17 protein-coding genes are annotated in these 18,774 nt (G+C 71.5%); 8 read left to right on the top strand and 9 right to left on the bottom strand.

Annotated features, from left to right (window positions below; genetic code table 11):
• Window positions 1–5: 5 nt before the first annotated feature.
• From AC3EN4_RS18195 to arc, 4 genes are all read right to left on the bottom strand, one after another.
• Complete coding sequence (locus AC3EN4_RS18195; protein ID WP_088948111.1) at window positions 6–221, bottom strand: ubiquitin-like protein Pup; 216 nt, start codon at window positions 219–221, stop codon at window positions 6–8.
• A 105-nt stretch (window positions 222–326) separates the two neighbouring features.
• The gene (gene dop / locus AC3EN4_RS18190) at window positions 327–1,844 is read right to left on the bottom strand and encodes a depupylase/deamidase Dop (protein WP_435207041.1); all 1,518 of its coding nucleotides are present in this window, start codon (window positions 1,842–1,844) and stop codon (window positions 327–329) included.
• Between the two features lie 126 nt (window positions 1,845–1,970).
• On the bottom strand, window positions 1,971–3,935 hold the full coding sequence (locus AC3EN4_RS18185; RefSeq protein ID WP_435207039.1) for a hypothetical protein: 1,965 nt from the start codon (window positions 3,933–3,935) through the stop codon (window positions 1,971–1,973).
• Between the two features lie 130 nt (window positions 3,936–4,065).
• Window positions 4,066–5,850 carry a proteasome ATPase gene (gene arc / locus AC3EN4_RS18180; protein WP_422740104.1) on the bottom strand — a complete coding sequence of 595 codons (1,785 nt, stop codon included), beginning with the start codon at window positions 5,848–5,850 and terminating at the stop codon, window positions 4,066–4,068.
• A 179-nt stretch (window positions 5,851–6,029) separates the two neighbouring features.
• Here arc and AC3EN4_RS18175 point away from each other — a divergent pair, with 179 nt between their 5' ends.
• Window positions 6,030–6,320: a ferredoxin gene (locus AC3EN4_RS18175; protein WP_355421412.1), complete on the top strand. Its 291-nt coding sequence runs from the start codon at window positions 6,030–6,032 to the stop codon at window positions 6,318–6,320.
• Between the two features lie 48 nt (window positions 6,321–6,368).
• Here the strand turns inward: AC3EN4_RS18175 and AC3EN4_RS18170 are convergent, their stop codons facing one another.
• Genes AC3EN4_RS18170 through AC3EN4_RS18160 form a run of 3 tightly spaced genes read right to left on the bottom strand, consistent with a single transcriptional unit; the run spans window position 6,369 to window position 9,026 of the window.
• Window positions 6,369–6,941 carry a hypothetical protein gene (locus AC3EN4_RS18170; RefSeq protein ID WP_435207037.1) on the bottom strand — a complete coding sequence of 191 codons (573 nt, stop codon included), beginning with the start codon at window positions 6,939–6,941 and terminating at the stop codon, window positions 6,369–6,371.
• A 28-nt stretch (window positions 6,942–6,969) separates the two neighbouring features.
• Entirely contained in the window at window positions 6,970–7,971 is a 1,002-nt protein-coding gene (locus tag AC3EN4_RS18165; RefSeq protein WP_422740103.1) for a tRNA (adenine-N1)-methyltransferase, read from the bottom strand.
• A complete protein-coding gene (locus tag AC3EN4_RS18160) occupies window positions 7,968–9,026 on the bottom strand; it encodes a site-2 protease family protein (protein WP_435207071.1) in 1,059 nt (352 codons plus the stop codon). Before AC3EN4_RS18160 ends, AC3EN4_RS18165 begins: the two co-directional genes overlap by 4 nt.
• A gap of 173 nt (window positions 9,027–9,199) precedes the next feature.
• On the opposite strand from AC3EN4_RS18160, the gene AC3EN4_RS18155 reads away from it, so the two are divergent.
• From AC3EN4_RS18155 to AC3EN4_RS18140, 4 genes are all read left to right on the top strand, one after another.
• Window positions 9,200–10,114, top strand: a complete 915-nt coding sequence (locus AC3EN4_RS18155; RefSeq protein ID WP_435207036.1) for a RecB family exonuclease — start codon at window positions 9,200–9,202, stop codon at window positions 10,112–10,114.
• A 238-nt stretch (window positions 10,115–10,352) separates the two neighbouring features.
• On the top strand, window positions 10,353–11,039 hold the full coding sequence (locus AC3EN4_RS18150) for a response regulator (protein ID WP_435207034.1): 687 nt from the start codon (window positions 10,353–10,355) through the stop codon (window positions 11,037–11,039).
• Window positions 11,040–11,370: 331 nt separating this feature from the next.
• Entirely contained in the window at window positions 11,371–12,138 is a 768-nt protein-coding gene (locus tag AC3EN4_RS18145) for an ABC transporter ATP-binding protein (protein ID WP_422740100.1), read from the top strand.
• Window positions 12,138–14,693, top strand: a complete 2,556-nt coding sequence (locus AC3EN4_RS18140) for an ABC transporter permease (RefSeq protein ID WP_435207032.1) — start codon at window positions 12,138–12,140, stop codon at window positions 14,691–14,693. Before AC3EN4_RS18145 ends, AC3EN4_RS18140 begins: the two co-directional genes overlap by 1 nt.
• A gap of 54 nt (window positions 14,694–14,747) precedes the next feature.
• Here AC3EN4_RS18140 and AC3EN4_RS18135 read toward each other — a convergent pair whose 3' ends face one another.
• Both AC3EN4_RS18135 and AC3EN4_RS18130 read right to left on the bottom strand, forming a co-directional pair.
• Complete coding sequence (locus AC3EN4_RS18135; RefSeq protein ID WP_435207070.1) at window positions 14,748–15,398, bottom strand: HAD family hydrolase; 651 nt, start codon at window positions 15,396–15,398, stop codon at window positions 14,748–14,750.
• A 122-nt stretch (window positions 15,399–15,520) separates the two neighbouring features.
• Window positions 15,521–16,264 (bottom strand): neutral zinc metallopeptidase, encoded by a 744-nt coding sequence (locus AC3EN4_RS18130; RefSeq protein ID WP_435207030.1) that lies wholly within the window; start codon window positions 16,262–16,264, stop codon window positions 15,521–15,523.
• A gap of 279 nt (window positions 16,265–16,543) precedes the next feature.
• Between AC3EN4_RS18130 and AC3EN4_RS18125 the strand changes: the two genes are divergently transcribed.
• The 3 genes from AC3EN4_RS18125 to AC3EN4_RS18115 all read left to right on the top strand — a co-directional run bounded on the left by AC3EN4_RS18125 (window position 16,544) and on the right by AC3EN4_RS18115 (window position 18,765).
• Window positions 16,544–16,909: an amidohydrolase family protein gene (locus AC3EN4_RS18125; protein ID WP_435207028.1), complete on the top strand. Its 366-nt coding sequence runs from the start codon at window positions 16,544–16,546 to the stop codon at window positions 16,907–16,909.
• A gap of 196 nt (window positions 16,910–17,105) precedes the next feature.
• Window positions 17,106–17,507 carry a YciI family protein gene (locus AC3EN4_RS18120; RefSeq protein WP_435207026.1) on the top strand — a complete coding sequence of 134 codons (402 nt, stop codon included), beginning with the start codon at window positions 17,106–17,108 and terminating at the stop codon, window positions 17,505–17,507.
• A gap of 4 nt (window positions 17,508–17,511) precedes the next feature.
• Entirely contained in the window at window positions 17,512–18,765 is a 1,254-nt protein-coding gene (locus tag AC3EN4_RS18115; protein ID WP_435207025.1) for an RNA polymerase sigma factor, read from the top strand.
• Window positions 18,766–18,774: the final 9 nt, after the last annotated feature.

Raw genomic sequence — 18,774 nt, 5'->3', positions numbered from 1 at the left:
TACTATCATTCACCCCCTTTTTGTACATAACCCCTCACGAACTCTTCTGCGTTCTCCTCCAGGACGGAGTCGATCTCGTCGAGCAGGTCGTCGACGTCCTCGGTGATCTCGGCGTGCCGCTCGGCCACCTCGGGGTTGGCCTCGGTGGTGACGTCCTCGATCTCCTCGCCCTGGCGGGACTTGCCGGACTGCGACTGGCCGCCGCTGTCATGAGTGGCCATTGCTGCCTCCTCCACGATCGTCTGCGATGAACTTACCTCGCTGGGGCGACGAAAAGCCCGCCGCGCGCCGGCTTGCGGCGCACAGCGGGCATTCGGTTGGCGGGTTCAGCCGCCGGTCAACGTCTCCAGCAGGTCCTTGGCGCTGGCGCAGCGGTCGAACAGCGCGCCGACGTGCGCCCGCGTGCCCCGCTCCGGCTCCATCATCGGCACCCGGACCAGCGACTCCCGGCCGACGTCGAAGATGACCGAGTCCCAGCTCGCGGCGACCACCTCGGAGGCGTACTGGGCGAGGCAGCGGCCCCGGAAGTAGGCCCGGGTGTCCTCCGGCGGCTCGGTCATCGCGCTGCGGACCTCCTCGTCGGTGAGCAACGTCTTCATCGCCCCCCGGGAGACGAGCCGGTTGTAGAGGCCCTTCTCCGGGCGCACGTCGGAGTACTGCAGATCGACGAGCTGGAGCTTGTGGGAGCCCCAGCCGAGCTTCTCCCGCTCCCGGTAGCCCTCCAGCAGCCGCAGCTTGGCCACCCAGTCCAACTCGTCGACGCAGAGCATGGGGTCGCGGCCGAGCCGGTCCAGGACGCCCTCCCACCGGTCCAGCACGTCGGCGGTCTGCTCGTCGACGTCGGCGCCGTACCGGTCGTCGACAAAGGACCGGACCCGTTCGAGGTACGCCCACTGCACGTCCAGGGCGGTCAGCCGGCGGCCGTCGCGCAGCCGCATGAGGTGCGTGAGGGTGGGGTCGTGGCTGACCGCGCGCAGTTCGCTGACCGGGTCGGCGATGCCGAGGTCGGCGCCGAGCGCCTTCTCCTCGATCATGGTGAGGATGAGCGCGGTGGTGCCGACCTTGAGGTAGGTGGAGATCTCGGAGAGGTTGGCGTCGCCGATGATGACGTGCAGTCGGCGGTACTTGTCGGCGTCGGCGTGCGGCTCGTCGCGGGTGTTGATGATCGGTCGCTTGAGGGTGGTCTCGAGGCCGACCTCGACCTCGAAGAAGTCCGCGCGTTGGGAGATCTGGAAGCCGCTCTGGCCGCCGTCCTGCCCGATGCCGACGCGGCCGGCGCCGCAGACGATCTGCCGGGTCACGAAGAAGGGCGTCAGGTACGCCACGATGTCGGCGAACGGGGTCTGCCGGCGCATCAGGTAGTTCTCGTGCGCACCGTAGCTCGCGCCCTTGTTGTCGGTGTTGTTCTTGTAGAGGTGGATCGGCTGGCTGCCGGGAATGGTGGCGGCCCGGCGGGACGCCTCGGCCATCACCCGCTCGCCGGCCTTGTCCCAGCGCACCACGTCCCGGGGGGTGGTGACCTCGGGGGTGGAGTATTCCGGGTGCGCGTGGTCCACGTAGAGGCGTGCGCCGTTGGTGAGTATCACGTTGGCCAGGCCCAGGTCCTCGTCGGCGAGGGCCTCGGCGGGGTCGTAGGCGGCTCCGGAGTAGGTGAAGCCGCGGGCGTCGCGCAGTGGCGACTCCTCCTCGTAGTCCCAGCGGGCGCGCCCACCCCGGTTGAGTTCGGGCCGGGCTCCGTAGGCGTTGACCACCTGGGACGAGGTGACCATCGGGTTGGCTCCGGCCTGGCCGGGTACGGAGATGCCGTACTCGACCTCGGTGCCCATGATCCGTCTTACGCTCATCGACCTACCCGCTTCGCTCGCCCGACCCGATCCCCGTCATGTCGAGCGTAGTCCGACTGTTCTCCGAGGGGGGCGCGCCGGTGCGGGCGGTTCACGGGTGTCGTTCCGCGCGCCCGCCCGCCGGGCTCAGTATTTGATGGTCATGGGAACGGTGGTGACCCGGCCGCACAGGTCCGGGTACTGGGTCAGCAGCTTGTCGACGCGTCGTTGCGCGGCGGGATCGCTGATCACCAGGCGGAGCGGACCTCGGGTGGTACGCAGCATCATCCGGGTGCGTTCGGGCTCCTCGAACAACGTGGGCAGATAGATCGCCTTCTCGGTCTGCCCGGTGGTGCCCTGCAGGGCGGAGAGACATATCGACTCGACGTACCCCCGGTAGCCGGTCCGGTCGAGCACGACGGTGACCGTACCCGGCTTCTCGAGGTAACGGTGGTAGGCCGCGGCGCACACCTGGGCGACCCGCATCGGGTTGTCGACGTCGTGGTCGACCCAGCTCTGCGTCCAGCTCTGCTTGTCGACCACGAGCAGGCTCCGACTCCAACCGGTGAGCCCGCAGAGGATCACGGCGGTGAGCCCGGCCAGGACGGCGGCGAGAGCGGCGACGGCGGCGCGTGCTCGGGGGCGGCCGGCGTCGCTGGACGGGACGGGCAGCAGCACGACGAGGGCGGCCGCACCGACGACGAGCCCGACGGTGGCGAGGTGCACGCCCTTCATGAAGTAGTAGGCGGGTTGGACGCCGGTGAGGACGTTGGCCAGGGCGATGGCGAGGGCGAAGCCGACGGCCACCAGCACGGCGGCGATGTGCCGGCGCCAGGCCCGGTCGGCGCGACGGGCCTGGATCACGAGGCCGATCAGGACGATCGGGGTGAGGCCGAGCAGGGCCCGCCACGCCTCGGCGAGTTCCAGGCCGGCCTTGGCGTCGAGGGCTTCGGTCTGGTTCGCGGCGAAGATGCCCAGCAGCAGGGGCAGCGGTGCGAGCAGGGCAGTGACCAGGCCGACGACGAGCACGGTCCGGCGGACGCGGAGCAACTCCCGGCGGTGTGCGACGAGCCAGGCGAGCACCAGCAGCCCGGCCGGGGGCAGGAACAGGTAGTAGGTGAAGCCGATGCCGGTGAGCAGCGCGCCGAGCAGGACGAGTTGTTCCCGGTTGCCGGCGAGCGGGCGTACGACGAGCGCGGTCAGGGCGACGGCGAGCGCGAGCCCGAGGACCTCGCTGGGGTAGCCGGCAATCAGCAGCCGGGGCAGTTGGCTGCCGAGGACGAGGGCGCCGACGACGACGGTCAGGACGACTCGGTGCAGCGGGTGCAGGGGGCCGGGAAGGCGCTGGGCGGCCCAGAAGAGGGTGAGCACGAGCAGGGCGAAGGTGGCGAGGAACCACCACTCGTAGTGGCTGATGCTGCTGGCGCCACTGGCGGTGCCGGTGGCCGAACGCAGGTGCGCGTCGAGCAGGGCGGTGGTGAGGTGCCAACCCTGCGGGTAGCGGGCCAGCAGGGAGACGATGTCGTCGCGGGAGGCCGACGGGTCGAGGAAGACGTACCCGCCGAGCCGGCCGATGGCGTCGACGAGGGCGACGTGGCGGAAGTTGTCCTCGCCGAGGGCGAGCAGGCTGAGGCGGCCGGCGAGAGTGCCGGCCCGCAGCCAGGGCGACGCGAGGTAGCCGACGACGGCGATGGTGGCGGCGACCGGCAGCAGGTCGGTCCAACCGGGTCGGGGCAGGGTGGGACGTCGGCCGGTCACCGTGGCGATGAGGGCGAGGGCGGTGAGCGCGCTGCCGCTGACCGCGACGGGGTGCAGCCCCCAGGGCCAGACGGTGAAGAGCAGCCCGGCGACGGTGGTGGCGCCGACGAGCAGCAGCATGGCGAGCACGAGCCGGTCGAGCAGGGCGCGGCCGCCGCGGAGCAGGCTGGCCGTGGCGAGCAGCACGAGCGGGGGCAGCAGCCAGGCCAGGTGCAGGGGGTACGCCACGGTGGGTACCAGCCAGGCCACCGCGAGCGCGACGAGCAGTCGGCGGTAGGGGTGACCGGGCGGCGCCGTTTCCGGGCCGGTCTCGGCGCGTGCCGGCGGGTCGGTGACGGTGAGTTCGGACGGCACGCGGTTCCTCGGCTTTTCGCAGGGTCGGAAGCGCCACAGCGTACCGGGTCGGTTGAGTGGTTGTGGGACGGCGTGACGAGCGGGGCCCGGGACGTTTCGCGTCCCGGGCCCCGCTGGTGTCAGCGCCTGGCTACAGGTACTGGCCGGTGTTGCTGGCGGTCTCGATGGACCGGCCGGCCTCGGCGCCCTTGCCGCCGGAGACGAGCGTGCGGATGTAGACGATCCGTTCGCCCTTCTTGCCGGAGATGCGGGCCCAGTCGTCGGGGTTGGTGGTGTTGGGAAGGTCCTCGTTCTCGCGGAACTCGTCGACGCAGGAGTCGAGCAGGTGCTGCAGGCGCAGTCCCTTGCGACCGGAGGTGAGGAATTCCTTGATGGCCATCTTCTTGGCCCGGTCGACGATGTTCTGGATCATCGCGCCGGAGTTGAAGTCCTTGAAGTAGAGGACTTCCTTGTCACCGTTGGCGTAGGTGACCTCGAGGAAGCGGTTCTCCTCGGTCTCCGAGTACATCCGCAGGACCACGGCGTCGATCATCGCGGCCACCGTGGCCTGCGCGTCGGTGCCGTGTTCGGCGAGGTCGTCCGGGTGCAGTGGCAGCCCGGAAAGGATGTACTTGGAGAAGATGTCCTTGGCCGCCTCGGCGTCCGGCCGCTCGATCTTGATCTTCACGTCGAGCCGGCCCGGGCGCAGGATCGCCGGGTCGATCATGTCTTCCCGGTTGGAGGCGCCGATGACGATGACGTTCTCCAGCCCCTCCACGCCGTCGATCTCGCTGAGCAGCTGCGGGACGATGGTGTTCTCCACGTCGGACGAGACGCCGGAGCCGCGGGTCCGGAAGATCGAGTCCATCTCGTCGAAGAACACGATCACCGGGGTGCCCTCGCCGGCCTTCTCCCGAGCCCGCTGGAAGATCAGCCGGATGTGTCGCTCGGTCTCGCCGACGTACTTGTTGAGCAGCTCCGGGCCCTTGATGTTGAGGAAGAAGCTGGTGTGCTTCTCCTTGCCCTGCCGCTCGGCGATCTTCTTGGCCAGGGAGTTGGCCACCGCCTTCGCGATCAGCGTCTTGCCGCAGCCGGGCGGCCCGTAGAGCAGGATGCCCTTCGGCGGGCGGAGCTGGTGCTCACGGAACAGGTCCGCGTGCAGGAACGGCAGCTCCACCGCGTCGCGGATCTGCTCGATCTGGGACTGGAGGCCACCGATGTCGGAGTAGTCGACGTCGGGCACCTCCTCCAGGACCAACTCCTCGACCTCGCTCTTCGGGATCCGCTCGTACGCGTACGCCGAGCGGGGCTCGATCATGAGCGAGTCGCCGGCCCGGATCGCCGAGCCGATCAGCGTCTCGGCGAGGTGCACGATGCGCTCCTCGTCGGAGTGGGAGACCACCAGCGCCCGGTCGCCCGGCCCGCCGTTCGGTCCCTCCAACACCTCCTTGAGCATCACCACCTCGCCGACCCGCTCGTACCCGAACGCGTCGACGATGTTGAGCGCGTCGTTGAGCAGGACCTCCTGGCCGCGCCGCAGCTCGGCCACGTCCAGCGAGGGCGAGACGGCGACCCGCAGTTTGCGGCCGCCGGTGAACACGTCCACCGTGCCGTCGTCGTGCTTGGCCAGGAACACTCCGTAGCCACTCGGTGGCTGGGCGAGCCGGTCGATCTCCTCCTTGAGCGTGACGATCTGCGTGCGAGCCTCCTTGAGGGTGCTCACCAGCCGGTCGTTGTTCTCGGTCAGCCGCGCCAACTGTGCCTGGGTGGCCGCCAGCCGCTCTTCGAGCTGCCGGACGTGTCGGGGGCTTTCGGTCAACTTGCGCCGCACCAGGGCGAGTTCCTCCTGAAGGAACGCGACCTGCGTGGAGAGATCGTGGGCTTCCTTCTCCCACCGTGCGGCGCGCGAGTCCGCGTCGTCGCTGCGTGCTGCCACGTCCCACCTCCCCGGGGGGCTTGAACGTTCTGAGCTAACACTAGCCGCTATGAGCCCGATTCGGTCCCACGCAACACCCTCGTCACTGAACCTTGATCGCCAAGGGGTGGTCTGCGGGGCCGGTACCGGCGTTCGGGTACCGTCGGAGGCTGGTACGGGAGAACATGGGGGGTGCACCGGTGGCCGAGGTCGCGACCGACGAGTTGCAGGTCTGGGTGGACCAGGATCTCTGCACGGGCGATGGGCTCTGCGTGCAGTACGCGCCGGAGGTGTTCGAGTTCGACATCGACGGCCTGGCGTACGTCAAGGGTGTCGACGGCGAGCTGCGGATGGCGCCGGGCAGCCGGGTCGACGTGCCCGCGCACCTGCGGCTCGAAGTGATCGACTCCGCGAAGGAGTGCCCGGGCGACTGCATCCACGTGGTGCGCGGCGACGGTGTCGAGGTCGCCGGTCCGGACGCCGAGGACTGAGCCGGCGTCGCGCGGACCGCGCGACGCCGACCCGAGCAGGGGTACGCCTCAGAGCATCGGCCGGCCGACCACCGAGGCGACCAGCCGCGCGAACTCCTCCAGCCGGGCGATCTGCCCGGCCCCTCCGTCGTCGAGGGTCTTGCCGAACCGCAGCGCGTCGTGCCGGGGCGTACCGGCCATCTCCTCGCTCGGCGGCGCCTCGTCCAGCGAGGTGAGCAGCAGGTAGACGTCGATGCTGTCGACCCGGATCTCGCCGTTCTCCAGGCGGTTGAGCCGGCGCCGGCAGCCCACCTCGGTGACCGTGGAGACCGGCACGACCCGCAGCGACGACGTCATCGAACCCGGCGGCCCCTCCCCCGGCGGCACGTCCTCGCCGTGCCAGAGGATCAGCCGGCTGCCGTCACAGACGACGACCTCCTGCCACACGCCGTTGACCTCGTTGACGAAGCGTTCCAGGGTGAAGCCGAGCACCGAGGCCCCGCGGAGCACGCCACCGAGCGCCTCCAGGGCGACGTCCGGGTCCCGCAGATAGGCGCGCGCCGCCGACTCCAGGTCCTGGTAGGGCGACCAGTCCGGAAACACGGCGGGCAGGTCGCCGCCGCCGTAGCCCGGTCGGCTCATCGGGCCGCCTCCCCCCGCTCACCGATGGTCACGGCCTGTCCATCTCCCCCGTCGCGTCGGGCTGCGCCCCGGCGGCCTGGGCGGCGGCGGCCTGCCGGGCCGCCTCGGCCGCGCGCAGGTCCTCGCGGCGCTGCGCGTACGCCTCGGTGCCCTTGCTGGGTTTGCGGCGACGCGGCGGCGCGGTGACGCCCGGGGCGAGCTTGCGCGCGGAGACCAGGAACGCGGTGTGCGCGATCATGCGGTGGTCCGGGCGGACGGCGAGGCCCTCGGCGTGCCAGTCGCGCACCAGCGACTCCCAGGCGCGCGGCTCGGTCCAGCCGCCGCGTTCGCGCAGCGCCTCGACCAGCTCGGAGAGCTGCGGGGTGGTGGCGACGTAGCCGATGAACACGCCGCCGGGCACCAACGCCCGCTCGACCATGTCGAGGGTCTCCCAGGGGGTGAGCATGTCCAGGATGATCCGGTCGAAGCCGGTCTCCTGACACTGCGCGACGTCGCCGACGTGCAGGTGCCACGAGGGGTGCGGCCCGTTGAAGAACGCCTCGACGTTGCGCTTGGCGATCTGGGCGAAGTCGTCGCGCAGCTCGAACGAGTGCAGCTCGCCCTCGGTGCCGACGGCGCGCAGCAGCGAACAGCTCAGCGCGCCGGAACCCGCGCCGGCCTCGAGGACCTTGGCGCCGGGGAAGATGTCGCCCATCGCGACGATCTGCGCCGAGTCCTTCGGGTAGATCACCTGGGCGCCGCGCGGCATGGACAGCACGTAGTCCGACAGCAGCGGGCGCAGCGCCAGGAAGGCGGTGCCGCCGCCGGCGGTGGTCACCACGCTGCCGTCGGGCAGCCCGATGAGCGTGTCGTGCGCCAGGATGCCGCGGTGGGTGTGGAACTCCTTGCCGTGCTCCAGCGTGACGGTGTGCATCCGCCCCTTGGGGTCGGTCAGCTGCACGCGGTCGCCGGGCCGGAACGGGCCTCGGTGCACGGGTGTCAGCGTCCGGGGGGCGGCGTCGGCGCCGACGGTGGAGTCAGTTGCGGTCACGATGTCATCTTCCGGTTGGGTTCGAGGAGCTGTGCCAGGTCCCCGATGTGCAGAATGCCGACGACATCTTCGCCTGACGTCACCACGTACTGCGCGCCCGGGTGGGTCTGCACGGCCTCCATCACCCGTTCGCCGTCCAGCCCGAGCGCCAGGGTGGGAAGGGCGGTCAGCGGCCGGGCGACCGAGTCGACCGCCAGCCAGGGGCGACGCTCGGCGGGTACGGCCGCGGCGGCGGCCGGGTCGACCAGCGCCACCGGGTGGCCGGCGGAGTCGGTGACCAGCAGCGCGGCGGCGGGCTGCCCACCCTCGGCGCGGCGGCGCTGGGCCTCGGCCAGCGGCGTGCCGCTGGTCACCGGCCAGACCGGCCGGGCCAGGTGGGCCAGGTCGATAAGCGGGAACCGCCGGCTGACCCGGGCGGCGCGGATCGACTGCCCGGCACCGCGCCAGAGGGTGACGGCGACCAGCAGCATCAGCGGCAGCGCCACCGGCGCCAGATGGTCGGTCGCGGTCAGCAGCCCGACCAGGGCGGCGGTGCCGACGGCGACGACCCGGCCGGCCCAGCCGGCGACCTCGGTGCCGCGGTGCCGGTCACGGGTGAGGCCCCACACGGCGGCGCGCAGCGCCCGGCCGCCGTCCAGCGGCAGCCCGGGCAGGATGTTGAACACCGCGACGATGACGTTGCTCAGCGCGAGTTGGAAGGCGAGCTGGTGGCCGACGGTGCCCGGCGGCAGGGCGAGGGTGGCGGCGACCGCGAGGACGCCCAGCACCGCGGAGACCGCCGGGCCGGCCAGCGAGACCAGCAAATCGATGCGGGGCGTCGGAGCGTCCCGTTCCATCTCGGTGTACCCACCGAGCAGTTCGAGGGTGATTCCGCGCACACCGATGCCGTAGCGGCGGGCGGTCAGGGCGTGGCCCAGCTCGTGCAGCAGCACCGAGCCGAGCAGGGAGACCACGAACCCGAAGCCGATCAGGTAGCCGCTGAGCTGCGGCAGGTCCAGTTGTCGGCGGGCGAACTCGGCGTAGAGCACGGCGACCAGCACGGCCAGCAGGAGCATCGAGGCGTTGAGGTGCAGGGGCACCCCGAAGACCCGACCCACGTTCAGACCGGGTCGCCGGTCGGACCGACGCGGCGGCCGGGATGTCTGCTCCATCGCACCGATGCTACGGACCGGCCCGGGGTGGGACGGGCGGCGGGCGGTGTCACACCGGTGCCCTAGCCTTTGCCCACATGACGGCGGAACCGGTCACCACCCCCCAGTCCTGCACCCCGGCGCAGCCGCCGCCGACGGTGCGGGCCTCGCTGTCGCCGTCGCGGGCGGCGGATTTCAAGACCTGCCCGCTGCTCTACCGGTTCCGCAGCATCGACCGGCTGCCCGAGCGCACGACCATCGAGCAGGCCCGGGGCACGTTGGTGCACGCGGTGCTGGAGCGGCTGTTCGACCTGCCCGCGTCGAGTCGCACGCCGGCCGCCGCCGGTGACCTGGTGGCCCCCCAGTGGGACCGGCTCGTCGCCGAGCAGCCGGAGCTGGCCGCGATCTTCGACGACGCGGAGCCGGCCGGCCCGGTGGAGTTCCTGCGCTCCGCGGCGGGGCTGCTGGAGGGCTATTTCGCCGTGGAGGATCCGACCCGCCTGGAGCCGGCCGAGCGAGAGAGCCTGATCTCGGCGGTCGTCGACGAGGAACTGCTGATCCGGGGCTATCTCGACCGGCTCGACGTGGCTCCGGACGGTGCGCTGCGGGTGGTCGACTACAAGACGGGCGGCGCGCCCCGGGAGGCGTTCGAGGCGCGGGCGCTGTTCCAGCTGAAGTTCTACGCGCTGGTGCTGTGGCGCACCCGGGGCGTGGTGCCCCGGGTGCTACGGCTGCTCTACCTGCGCGACGCCGAGGTGTTGGACTACACCCCCGACGCCGACGAGCTGGTCCGCTTCGAGCGCACCGTGGTGGCGCTGTGGCGGGCGATCGAGCAGGCCACCGCCCGGCAGGATTTCCGGCCCCGGCCGAGCCGGCTCTGTGACTGGTGCAGCCACCAGGCGCTGTGCCCCACGTTCGGCGGCACGCCGCCGCCGTTCCCCGTCGCGGCGGCGAACGCCGACCCCCTCCGCGATGCCCGCACCACCCCCACACCCCCCGGCGCCGACGAGTAACCACCCCGCGCACCCCCGCCCCGCCCCGCCCCGCCCCGCCGATCTTGCACTTTCGGATGTTGACTTCATCGGATTCGCACCCTTTGTCGCAGCAGAAAGTGCAAGATCGACGGCGTCGGGGTGGGTATGGCCCGGACCGCCCGACCGGAGCGGTGCCGTCCGGGTCGGGACAGGCACCCGGGCGTGCCTCTACCGTGGTCCGCGACGCACAGGCAGGTGACGCGGGACGGGAGACGAGATGAGCGATCGGATGGCGCCGGCGCGGCCGGTACGCATCCTGCTCGCCGACGACCAGCCGCTGCTGCGGACCGGTTTCCGGATGGTGCTGGGCGCCGAGGGCGACCTGGACGTGGTGGCCGAGGCCGGTGACGGCGTGGAGGCGGTGGAGCTGTCCCGACGGCTGCTGCCCGACGTCGTGCTGATGGACATCCGGATGCCCCGGATGGACGGGGTGGCGGCGACCCGCGCCATCGTCGACTCCCGCCTGCCGGTGCGGGTGCTGGTGCTGACCACGTTCGACCTCGACGAGTACGTGGTGGGGGCGCTGCGCGCGGGCGCGAGCGGGTTCCTGGCCAAGGACGTACCCGCCGAGGAGCTGATCGCGGCGATCCGCACGGTCGCCGGCGGGGACGCGGTGGTCGCGCCGCGGATCCTCCGGCGACTGCTGGAACGCTTCGCCGAGCTGCTGCCCGATCCGGCGGCGACGCCGTCGGCGGCGCTCAACGCGCTCACCGACCGCGAGCGTGAGGTGCTGGTGCAGGTGGCCCGGGGGTTGTCCAACGCCGAGATCGCCGCGGTGCTCTCGGTCAGCGAGACCACCGTCAAGACCCACGTGGGTCATCTGTTGACCAAGCTGCGGTTGCGCGACCGGGTGCAGGCGGTCGTGCTGGCGTACGAGTCGGGTCTGGTCCGCCCACGGGCGTAGCCGCAGCGCGGCGGCTACCTCACCCGGCGTACCCGAAGATCCCCCCGGAGAGGGACGGCGGGGTTGCCGCGCTCACCTACCGTGACCAGAGACGGCACGGCGGGGTTGACCCTCCTGTGGCGTGTGGGGGGACGTGGGCAAAACCGGTCGACCGGCCGTCGGGTCAGGGGCAACCCTGAGGCGGCATGGGGGTGCACCCGCAGCGGGAAATCCGCTGCGCGTCCCCCCAGGGGCGGACGGGACGGGCGCGCGCAGCGCCGATGATTGAACGGCACGCCGGACCATCGGGGGGCGGCGTGCATTGTCGAAGCAGACGGAAGAGGTAGATGACGTGACCGCGACGGTAGGCCGGCAGGCGCAGGCCGCGGCCCGGGCGAACGACGTGTGGAAGGTGTACGGCAGCGGCGAGGCTCAGGTCATCGCCCTGCGGGGGGTCAGCGCGGAGTTCGAACGTGGCCGCTTCACCGCGATCATGGGCCCGTCGGGTTCCGGGAAGTCGACGCTGATGCACTGCCTCGCCGGTCTGGACTCGGTGACCCGGGGGACGGTGTCGATCGGTGAGACGACGGTCACTGGGCTGGGCGATTCGGGGCTGACGAAGCTGCGCCGGGACAAGGTGGGCTTCATCTTCCAGCAGTTCAACCTGCTGCCGACGCTCACCGCCAAGGAGAACATCCTGCTGCCGATGTCGATCGCCGGCCGCCGGCCGGACCCGGCCTGGTACGACACGGTGATCAAGACGGTGGGCCTGCAGGACCGGCTGGACCACCGGCCGGCGCAGCTCTCGGGTGGCCAGCAGCAGCGGGTGGCGTGCGCGCGGGCGCTGGTCTCCCGCCCCGAGGTGATCTTCGCGGACGAGCCGACCGGCAACCTGGACTCGCGCTCCGGCGCGGAGGTGCTCGGCTTCCTGCGCGACTCGGTGCGCCAGCACGGTCAGACCATCGTCATGGTCACCCACGACCCGACCGCCGCCGCGTACGCCGACCGGGTGGTCTTCCTGGCCGACGGGCAGATCGTGTCGGAGTTGATCGAGCCGACCGCCGACACGGTGCTGGACACCATGAAGAAGCTGGACACTCCGGCCGAGGTGGGCAACTGATGTTCCGGGCGACACTCAAGAGTCTGCTGGCCCGCAAGGTCCGGCTGATCCTGTCCGGTCTGGCCGTGGTGCTCGGGGTCATGTTCGTCTCCGGCGCGTTCGTACTGACCGACACGCTGGGTCGCTCCTTCGACTCGGTGTTCGCCGACGGCTTCTCCGAGATCGACGTGAACGTCGCGGCGAAGCCCAAGGTCGAGGTCAGTGAGTTGGAGGGCGAGCAGACCGCCGCTCCGCTGCCCGCCGCCGTGGTGGACCGGGTCAAGCAGGTGCCGGGGGTGGCCTCGGCGACCGGTGTCGTCAACGCCGACGGCGCGCGGGTGATCGGCAGCAACGGCAAGGTGGTCACGTCGTTCGGTCCGCCGCAGCTCGGCGAGAACTGGGTCGGTGAGAGCGACCTGCTGCAACTGCGCGAGGGGCGCGCGCCGCAGGCGGACGACGAAATCGTCATCAACAGGTCGCTGGCCACGACGGCGAAGGTGCGCGTCGGCGAGAAGGTCGGCGTGCTGACCGCGTTCGAGTCGAAGAAGCGGGAGTTCACCCTGGTCGGCGTCGCCGGCTACAGCGGTGACCGGGACTCGATCGGCGGCGTCAACGAGGTCTTCTTCACCACGCCGGTGGCGCAGCGGCTGATGCTGGGCGAGCCGGGGGTGTTCAGCAGCATCACGGTGACCGCCGCCGGTGGCGTCTCGGACGAGGCGCTGCGCGACGACGTGGCCCGCACCCTGGGCGCGGACTACGACGTGAAGACGGGCGAGCAGGTGGCCGACGACGCGGCGGCCAGCCTGAAGGAGGGCCTCTCCTTCTTCAACAAGATCCTGCTGGGCTTCGCGGCGGTGGCGCTGCTGGTCGGCACGTTCCTGATCCTCAACACCTTCTCGATCATCGTGGCCCAGCGCACCCGTGAGTTGGCGCTGATGCGCGCAATCGGGGCGAGCGGCCGCCAGATCATCGGCTCGGTGGTGCTGGAGGCCATCGCGGTCGGGTTGATCGCGTCGGTGCTCGGCCTGGCCGCCGGCATCGGGGTGGGCGCGCTGCTGGCGTTCCTGTTCGGCAAGTTGGCCGGTGGGCTGACCCTGGCCGGGATCGGCGTGCCGGCGGCCGCGGTGATCGGCTCGTTCGGCGTCGGTCTGGTGATCACCGTGGTGGCGGCGTTGCTGCCGGCGCTGCGGGCGTCCCGGATCCCGCCGATCGCCGCCATGCAGGACGTGGCGACCCCGGACCGGCCGCTGACCAAGGTCACGGTGGCCGGGTCGCTGGTCACCGGCATCGGCGCGGTGCTGCTGTTCCTCGGGCTCAGTGGTAACGCCGGTGGTCAGACGCTGTCCACCATCCTGGGCGGGGTGCTGTTCGCGTTCATCGGTGTGGCGCTGCTGACCCCGCTGATCAGTCGGCCGGTGGTGAACCTGCTCGGCGCGATCTTCTCCTGGTCGGTGCCGGGCAAGCTGGGGCGGCTCAACTCCGGTCGCAACCCGCGCCGTACCGCCATCACGGCCGCCGCGCTGATGGTCGGCATCGCGCTGGTCACCGGCGTCACGGTGATCCTCGACTCGGCCAAGGGCAGCATCAGCGCCCTCGCCCAGGACACCATCAAGGCCGAGTTGGTGATCGCCGGTCAGCAGGGCGGGCCGCGTCCGCCGAGCTTCGACCCGAGCGTGCTGGACCAGGTGAAGGCGCTGCCCGGCGTACGGATGGTCGACGGCGAGTACGGCGACATGGCACGCGTCGACGGCAAGGGCACCTGGGTGGCCGCGAGCAGCGACGTGGCGTCCCTGCGGCAGATTTTCGGGGCGAAGGCCACCGCCGGTGACATCGACCGGCTATCGCCGACGCAGATGCTGGTCAGCTCCGACACTGCGAAGTCCCGCAACTGGTCGGTCGGCTCGACCGTCAATGTCCAGTTGACCCGGGGTGAGGCCCGCACCTACACGATCAGCGGCATCTACGAGTCGTCGCAGCTGACCAACCCGGTGACGTTGCCGGCGACGGCGGCGAAGGACTTCGCGATTCCGCAGCCCATCCAGGGCTTCATCCAGCTCGCGCCGGGCGCCCGGGTGGCCGACGTGCAACCGCAGGTGGAGACGCTGCTCGCGGACAGCCCCGAGGTGTCGGTGGCCGACCGGGACGCGTTCATCAAGCAGCAGACGAGTTCGCTCGACGGGCTGCTCACGATGATCCAGATCCTGTTGGCGCTGGCCATCGTGATCGCCGTCCTGGGCATCGTCAACACCCTCGCGCTGTCGGTGTTGGAGCGCACGCGGGAGCTGGGGTTGCTGCGAGCGATCGGGCTGCGCCGTGGGCAGACGATGGGCATGATCACGGTCGAGGCGGTGGTGATCTCCGTGTTCGGCGCGCTGCTGGGCGTGGCGGTCGGCACCGGCCTGGGCGCCGCGGTGGTCGAGGCGCTCAAGGACGAGGGCATCACCGACCTGAACCTGCCCTGGGGGCAGATGGGCGTCTTCCTCGGTCTCGCCGCGATCGTCGGGGTGGTGGCCGCGGTGGTCCCCGCCGTACGGGCGGCCCGAATCAACGTCCTGGGCGCGATCGCGCACGACTGACGCCAGGCCACACACAACGAGGGGGTCCCGCACGGCGGGGCCCCCTCGTTGTGGTCAGGTCGCGGCGCGGTCGGTCAGCAGCGCCGCCAGCGCCTCCAGGTCCACGCCGGTCAGGCTGCGCACCTGGTGTACGCCCTCGATGGGCGGCAGCGGCACCTCGGCGGGTACGGCCAGCACGGCCGCGCCGGAGGCGTGCGCGCTGGCCACCCCGGTCGGCGAGTCCTCGATCGCCACGCACCGCTCGATCGGCACGCCGAGGCGTCGGGCGGCGGTCAGGTACGGCTCCGGGTGCGGTTTGGCGGCGACCACCTCGTCACCGGCGACCACCACGTCGAAATTCTCCCGGCCGAGGGTGTCCAGGGCGATCTCGACCAGTGCCCGAGGGCTGGAGGTGACCAGCGCGGTGGGGATCCCGGCCGCGCGGACCGCGCGCACCAGCTCGAAGGCGCCCGGCTGCCAGGGCAGCCCGGTACGGAACAGCTCCAGGATCCGGACGTTGATCCACGCCGCGCTGATCTCCGGGTCACGCTCGGGCTGGCCCAGATCGTCGTGCAGGATCCGCATCGACTCGGCCATGGCGGTGCCGATGATCGCCTGACGGGCGTCGACGGACAACTCCCCGCCGTACTCGTGGGCCAGTTCCTGCAACGCGACGTCCCACAGCTTCTCGCTGTCGACAAGCGTGCCGTCCATGTCGAAGAGCACGGCGGCGGGGGGTTGGCTGCTCAGCGGATCCTCCAGGGAGTCGTGACCGACACCGGCGATCCTGCCAGCCGAGCCCGCCGCCGGTGGCGGCAACGGCTCCGAGGGTGACCGGGGCAACCCGCTCAGCTCAGGTTGCACTCCTTCAGCGAGCGTTCGTAGCCGCGGAAGAACATGCCGGTGCGCTGCTCGGCGGTGCCGTGCGCGCCCTCGGCGAACCACGGCTGGTCCGGGTCGTCACCGACCGCCGCGACCCCCTCCCGGAACTCGTCCAGGTCACCCTCGGCGAGGGTCAGGTCGCCGGCGCGCACCGAGTCGCCGAGGTACGCCCCGGCCATGCAGTCGGCCTGCAGTTCCTGCTGGATGGTGAAGCTGTAGTTGATGCCCAGGCGCACCTGGATGCCGTGGGCGTACTCGTGACCGAGCAGATAGAACACGAAGGCGTCACCGACCTCGCGGAAGGCCGCCACCGACCATGCCACGTCGTACGCAATGAAGTCGCCCTGCGAGCAGTAGACCGCGTTGTTGCGGGGCAGTGGCTGACCGCCGCAGGAGACCTCGCCGGCCCGCTGGTACGGAGTGACCCGCCGGATGGGCGTGAAGCGTTGCCCGGACGCCTTGAACTGGGCCGCCCAGTAGCGCTCCGCGACCGCCTGCGCGTCGGCGACGTCCTGTTTGAACTCGGCCACGCTGGTGGTGCTGTCGGCGCGGGTGGTGTTCGGTTCCGGCGAGGCGGCCGGCGGGTTCGCCCCCGGGCGTTCGCCCTCCGGTTCGGCCAGCCCGCCGCCCGCGCAGGCGAGCGACACCAGCGCGACGACCACCAGGCCTGCCAGGGGACCCCGCGCGACGCGTCCCGACCATGCCCCCACTGTGCCTCCCCAGACCTCGGCGCTCGCACCACGCCATACCCCGACGGTACGACCCGCACGCCCGCCACCGAATTCACGCACGACCGCCGCGACCGGTTCACGCGCCCCGGCCCCACCCGGCCTCCCGCCCCGGCCCGGTGATCAAGAGGTTGGCGTCAGCCCGTCCGGCGTGTCGTGACGCGAACCTCTTGATCGACGGGTTCGGGTGGTTCACGGGGCATGCGGTGGGCCGCCACAATGGGCCGGGGCGGAGGTGGCCGTCTGGTTGGAGGGGGCGACGTGCACGTGCTGGGCAGCCGTCAACGGAGCCAGCCGGCGCCGGCGCATGTCGTGTGGCGGTCGCTCCGTGACCCGTACGAGGTCGGCAGCCGGCCCTGGTTGGAGCTGCGCGACGACGAGGTGGCGCCACGGGTGGTAGCGGGGTACGCGCCGGTACTGCTGGTGTGGTCGTCGCTGTGGCCGCACCGACCACGGGACGAGATCCGGTTCGACATCGCGGAAGGGCTCTCCGGCGGTGACTGCGCGCTGCGCTGGACACTGACCACCCCCGACGCGGACCTGCCCGGCGAAAGCACCCTCGGCTACCTCCGCCACCGCCTCAACTACTTGATCAACAACCGCCTCCGCCTCTCCTACGGCCAGTAACCCCCACCCCCACCCACCCGGTTGATCATGATGTTATTGCCCTCGATCTCGGCGTGTCGGGGCAATAACTTCATGATCAACGGGCCAGGACGAGTCAGGGTGGGTGAGGTGGGCCGGGGGTGTCCGGTGGGCGGGAGTTGGGTTCGACGTCTCCGGTGAGCGGTGCCGGGGCGGCACCGGGGACAGGAAGGCCACCATGAAATACATGATCATGCTCTACGGGTCGCAGCAGGACTACGACGCGCTGTCGGGGCGACCCACCGACCGGCCGGCCATGTCGGCCGAGCAGGTGGCGGCCATGCACCAGCACATGGAGACGTTCCACCAGGCGCTCGCCGAGTCCGGGGAACTGGTCGACGCGCGAGGGCTCAGCGAGCCGGTGCACGCCCGCCGCGTGCAGGTGCGGGACCGGACGGCGGTGGTCACCGACGGCCCGTACGCGGAGACGCAGGAAGTCCTGGCCGGTTACACGATCGTGGAGTGCGCCAGCTTCGACCGGGCCACCGAGATCGCCGCCGGCCTGGTCGACCCGGACACCCCCGGGGCGTACGTGGACGTGCGGCCGGTGCTGGACGGCGTCGAGGACCTGGCCGGCTGAGCACGTGCCCGCCATCCCCGCCGAGGACCTGCTGCGCGAGTTGACGCCGCAGGTTCTCGGCGCGCTGGTACGCCGCTTCGGGCACTTCGACACGGCCGAGGACGCGGTGCAGGAGGCGCTGATCGCGGCGGCGGACCGCTGGCCGCGCGACGGCGTACCGGACGATCCCCGGGCGTGGTTGATCACCGTGGCGTCCCGGCGGCTCACCGACCTGCTCCGGCGCGACCAGGCGCGGGCCCGGCGGGAGGAGACGGTGGCCCGGTGGATGCTGCCGGAGCAGTGGCTCGCGCCGGCCGCCGACCGACTCCAGGACGCCGACGACACGCTCATTCTGCTGTTCCTGTGCTGCCACCCGGCGCTCACCCCGGCGTCGCAGATCGCGCTGACACTGCGCGCCGTGGGCGGGCTGAGCACCGCCGAGGTGGCCCGCGCGTTCCTGGTGCCGGAGGCGACCATGACCCGGCGGATCAGCCGGGGAAAGCAGCGGATCCGCGACAGCGGCCTACGGTTCGCGCCACCCACCGCGGCCGAGCGCGCCGATCGGGTCGCCGCCGTGCTGCACGTGCTCTACCTGGTCTTCACCGAGGGGTACGCGCGTACCGCCGGGCCGGGACTCCTGCGGACCGACCTGACCGCCGAGGCGATCCGGCTGACCCGGCTGGTACGCCGACTGCTGCCCGACGATCCCGAGGTCGCCGGGCTGCTCGCGTTGATGCTGCTCACCGACGCCCGCGCGCCGGCACGGACCGGCCCGCACGGCGAGTTGGTGCCGATGGCCGAGCAGGACCGCAGCCGGTGGCGGGCCGACCAGATCGCCGAGGGGGTCGCGCTGGTCAGCGCGGCGCTGCCGCGTGGGCCGGTCGGGCCGTACCAGCTTCAGGCGGCCATCGCGGCCGTGCACGACGAGGCGCCGACCGCGGCGGCCACCGACTGGGCGCAGATCACCGCCCTGTACGAGGTCCTGCTCGGCCTCTCCGACAACCCGGTGGTGGCGCTCAACCACGCCGTGGCGGTGGCGATGAGTCGGGGCGCGTCGGCCGGCCTGGCGCTCCTCGCCGAGCTGGCCGACGACGCCCGGCTGGCCGACGATCCACGACTGCCGGCCGCCCGCGCCCACCTGTGGGAACTGACCGGTGCGCGGGTCGCGGCGCGCGAGGCGTACCGGATGGCGGCGGCACGCTCGACGAACCTGGCACAGCAGCGCTACCTCAACGCCCGCGCGGACCGGTTGGCCGACGACCCGCCGGTCGCCGGCTGAGCCGGCGGG

The organism is Micromonospora sp. bgisy143 (genome assembly GCF_057708145.1).
This window is presented reverse-complemented; position numbering and strand designations above follow the sequence as displayed.

Excerpts from the sequence above, each read along its gene's own strand:
- AC3EN4_RS18195 (WP_088948111.1), bottom strand. The coding sequence starts at position 221 with ATGGCCACTCATGACAGCGGCGGCCAGTCGCAGTCCGGCAAGTCCCGC.
- dop (WP_435207041.1), bottom strand. The coding sequence starts at position 1,844 with ATGAGCGTAAGACGGATCATGGGCACCGAGGTCGAGTACGGCATCTCC.
- AC3EN4_RS18170 (WP_435207037.1), bottom strand. The coding sequence starts at position 6,941 with ATGAGCCGACCGGGCTACGGCGGCGGCGACCTGCCCGCCGTGTTTCCG.
- AC3EN4_RS18160 (WP_435207071.1), bottom strand. The coding sequence starts at position 9,026 with ATGCTCCTGCTGGCCGTGCTGGTCGCCGTGCTCTACGCCGAGTTCGCC.
- AC3EN4_RS18155 (WP_435207036.1), top strand. The coding sequence starts at position 9,200 with ATGACGGCGGAACCGGTCACCACCCCCCAGTCCTGCACCCCGGCGCAG.
- AC3EN4_RS18150 (WP_435207034.1), top strand. The coding sequence starts at position 10,353 with ATGAGCGATCGGATGGCGCCGGCGCGGCCGGTACGCATCCTGCTCGCC.
- AC3EN4_RS18140 (WP_435207032.1), top strand. The coding sequence starts at position 12,138 with ATGTTCCGGGCGACACTCAAGAGTCTGCTGGCCCGCAAGGTCCGGCTG.
- AC3EN4_RS18120 (WP_435207026.1), top strand. The coding sequence starts at position 17,106 with ATGAAATACATGATCATGCTCTACGGGTCGCAGCAGGACTACGACGCG.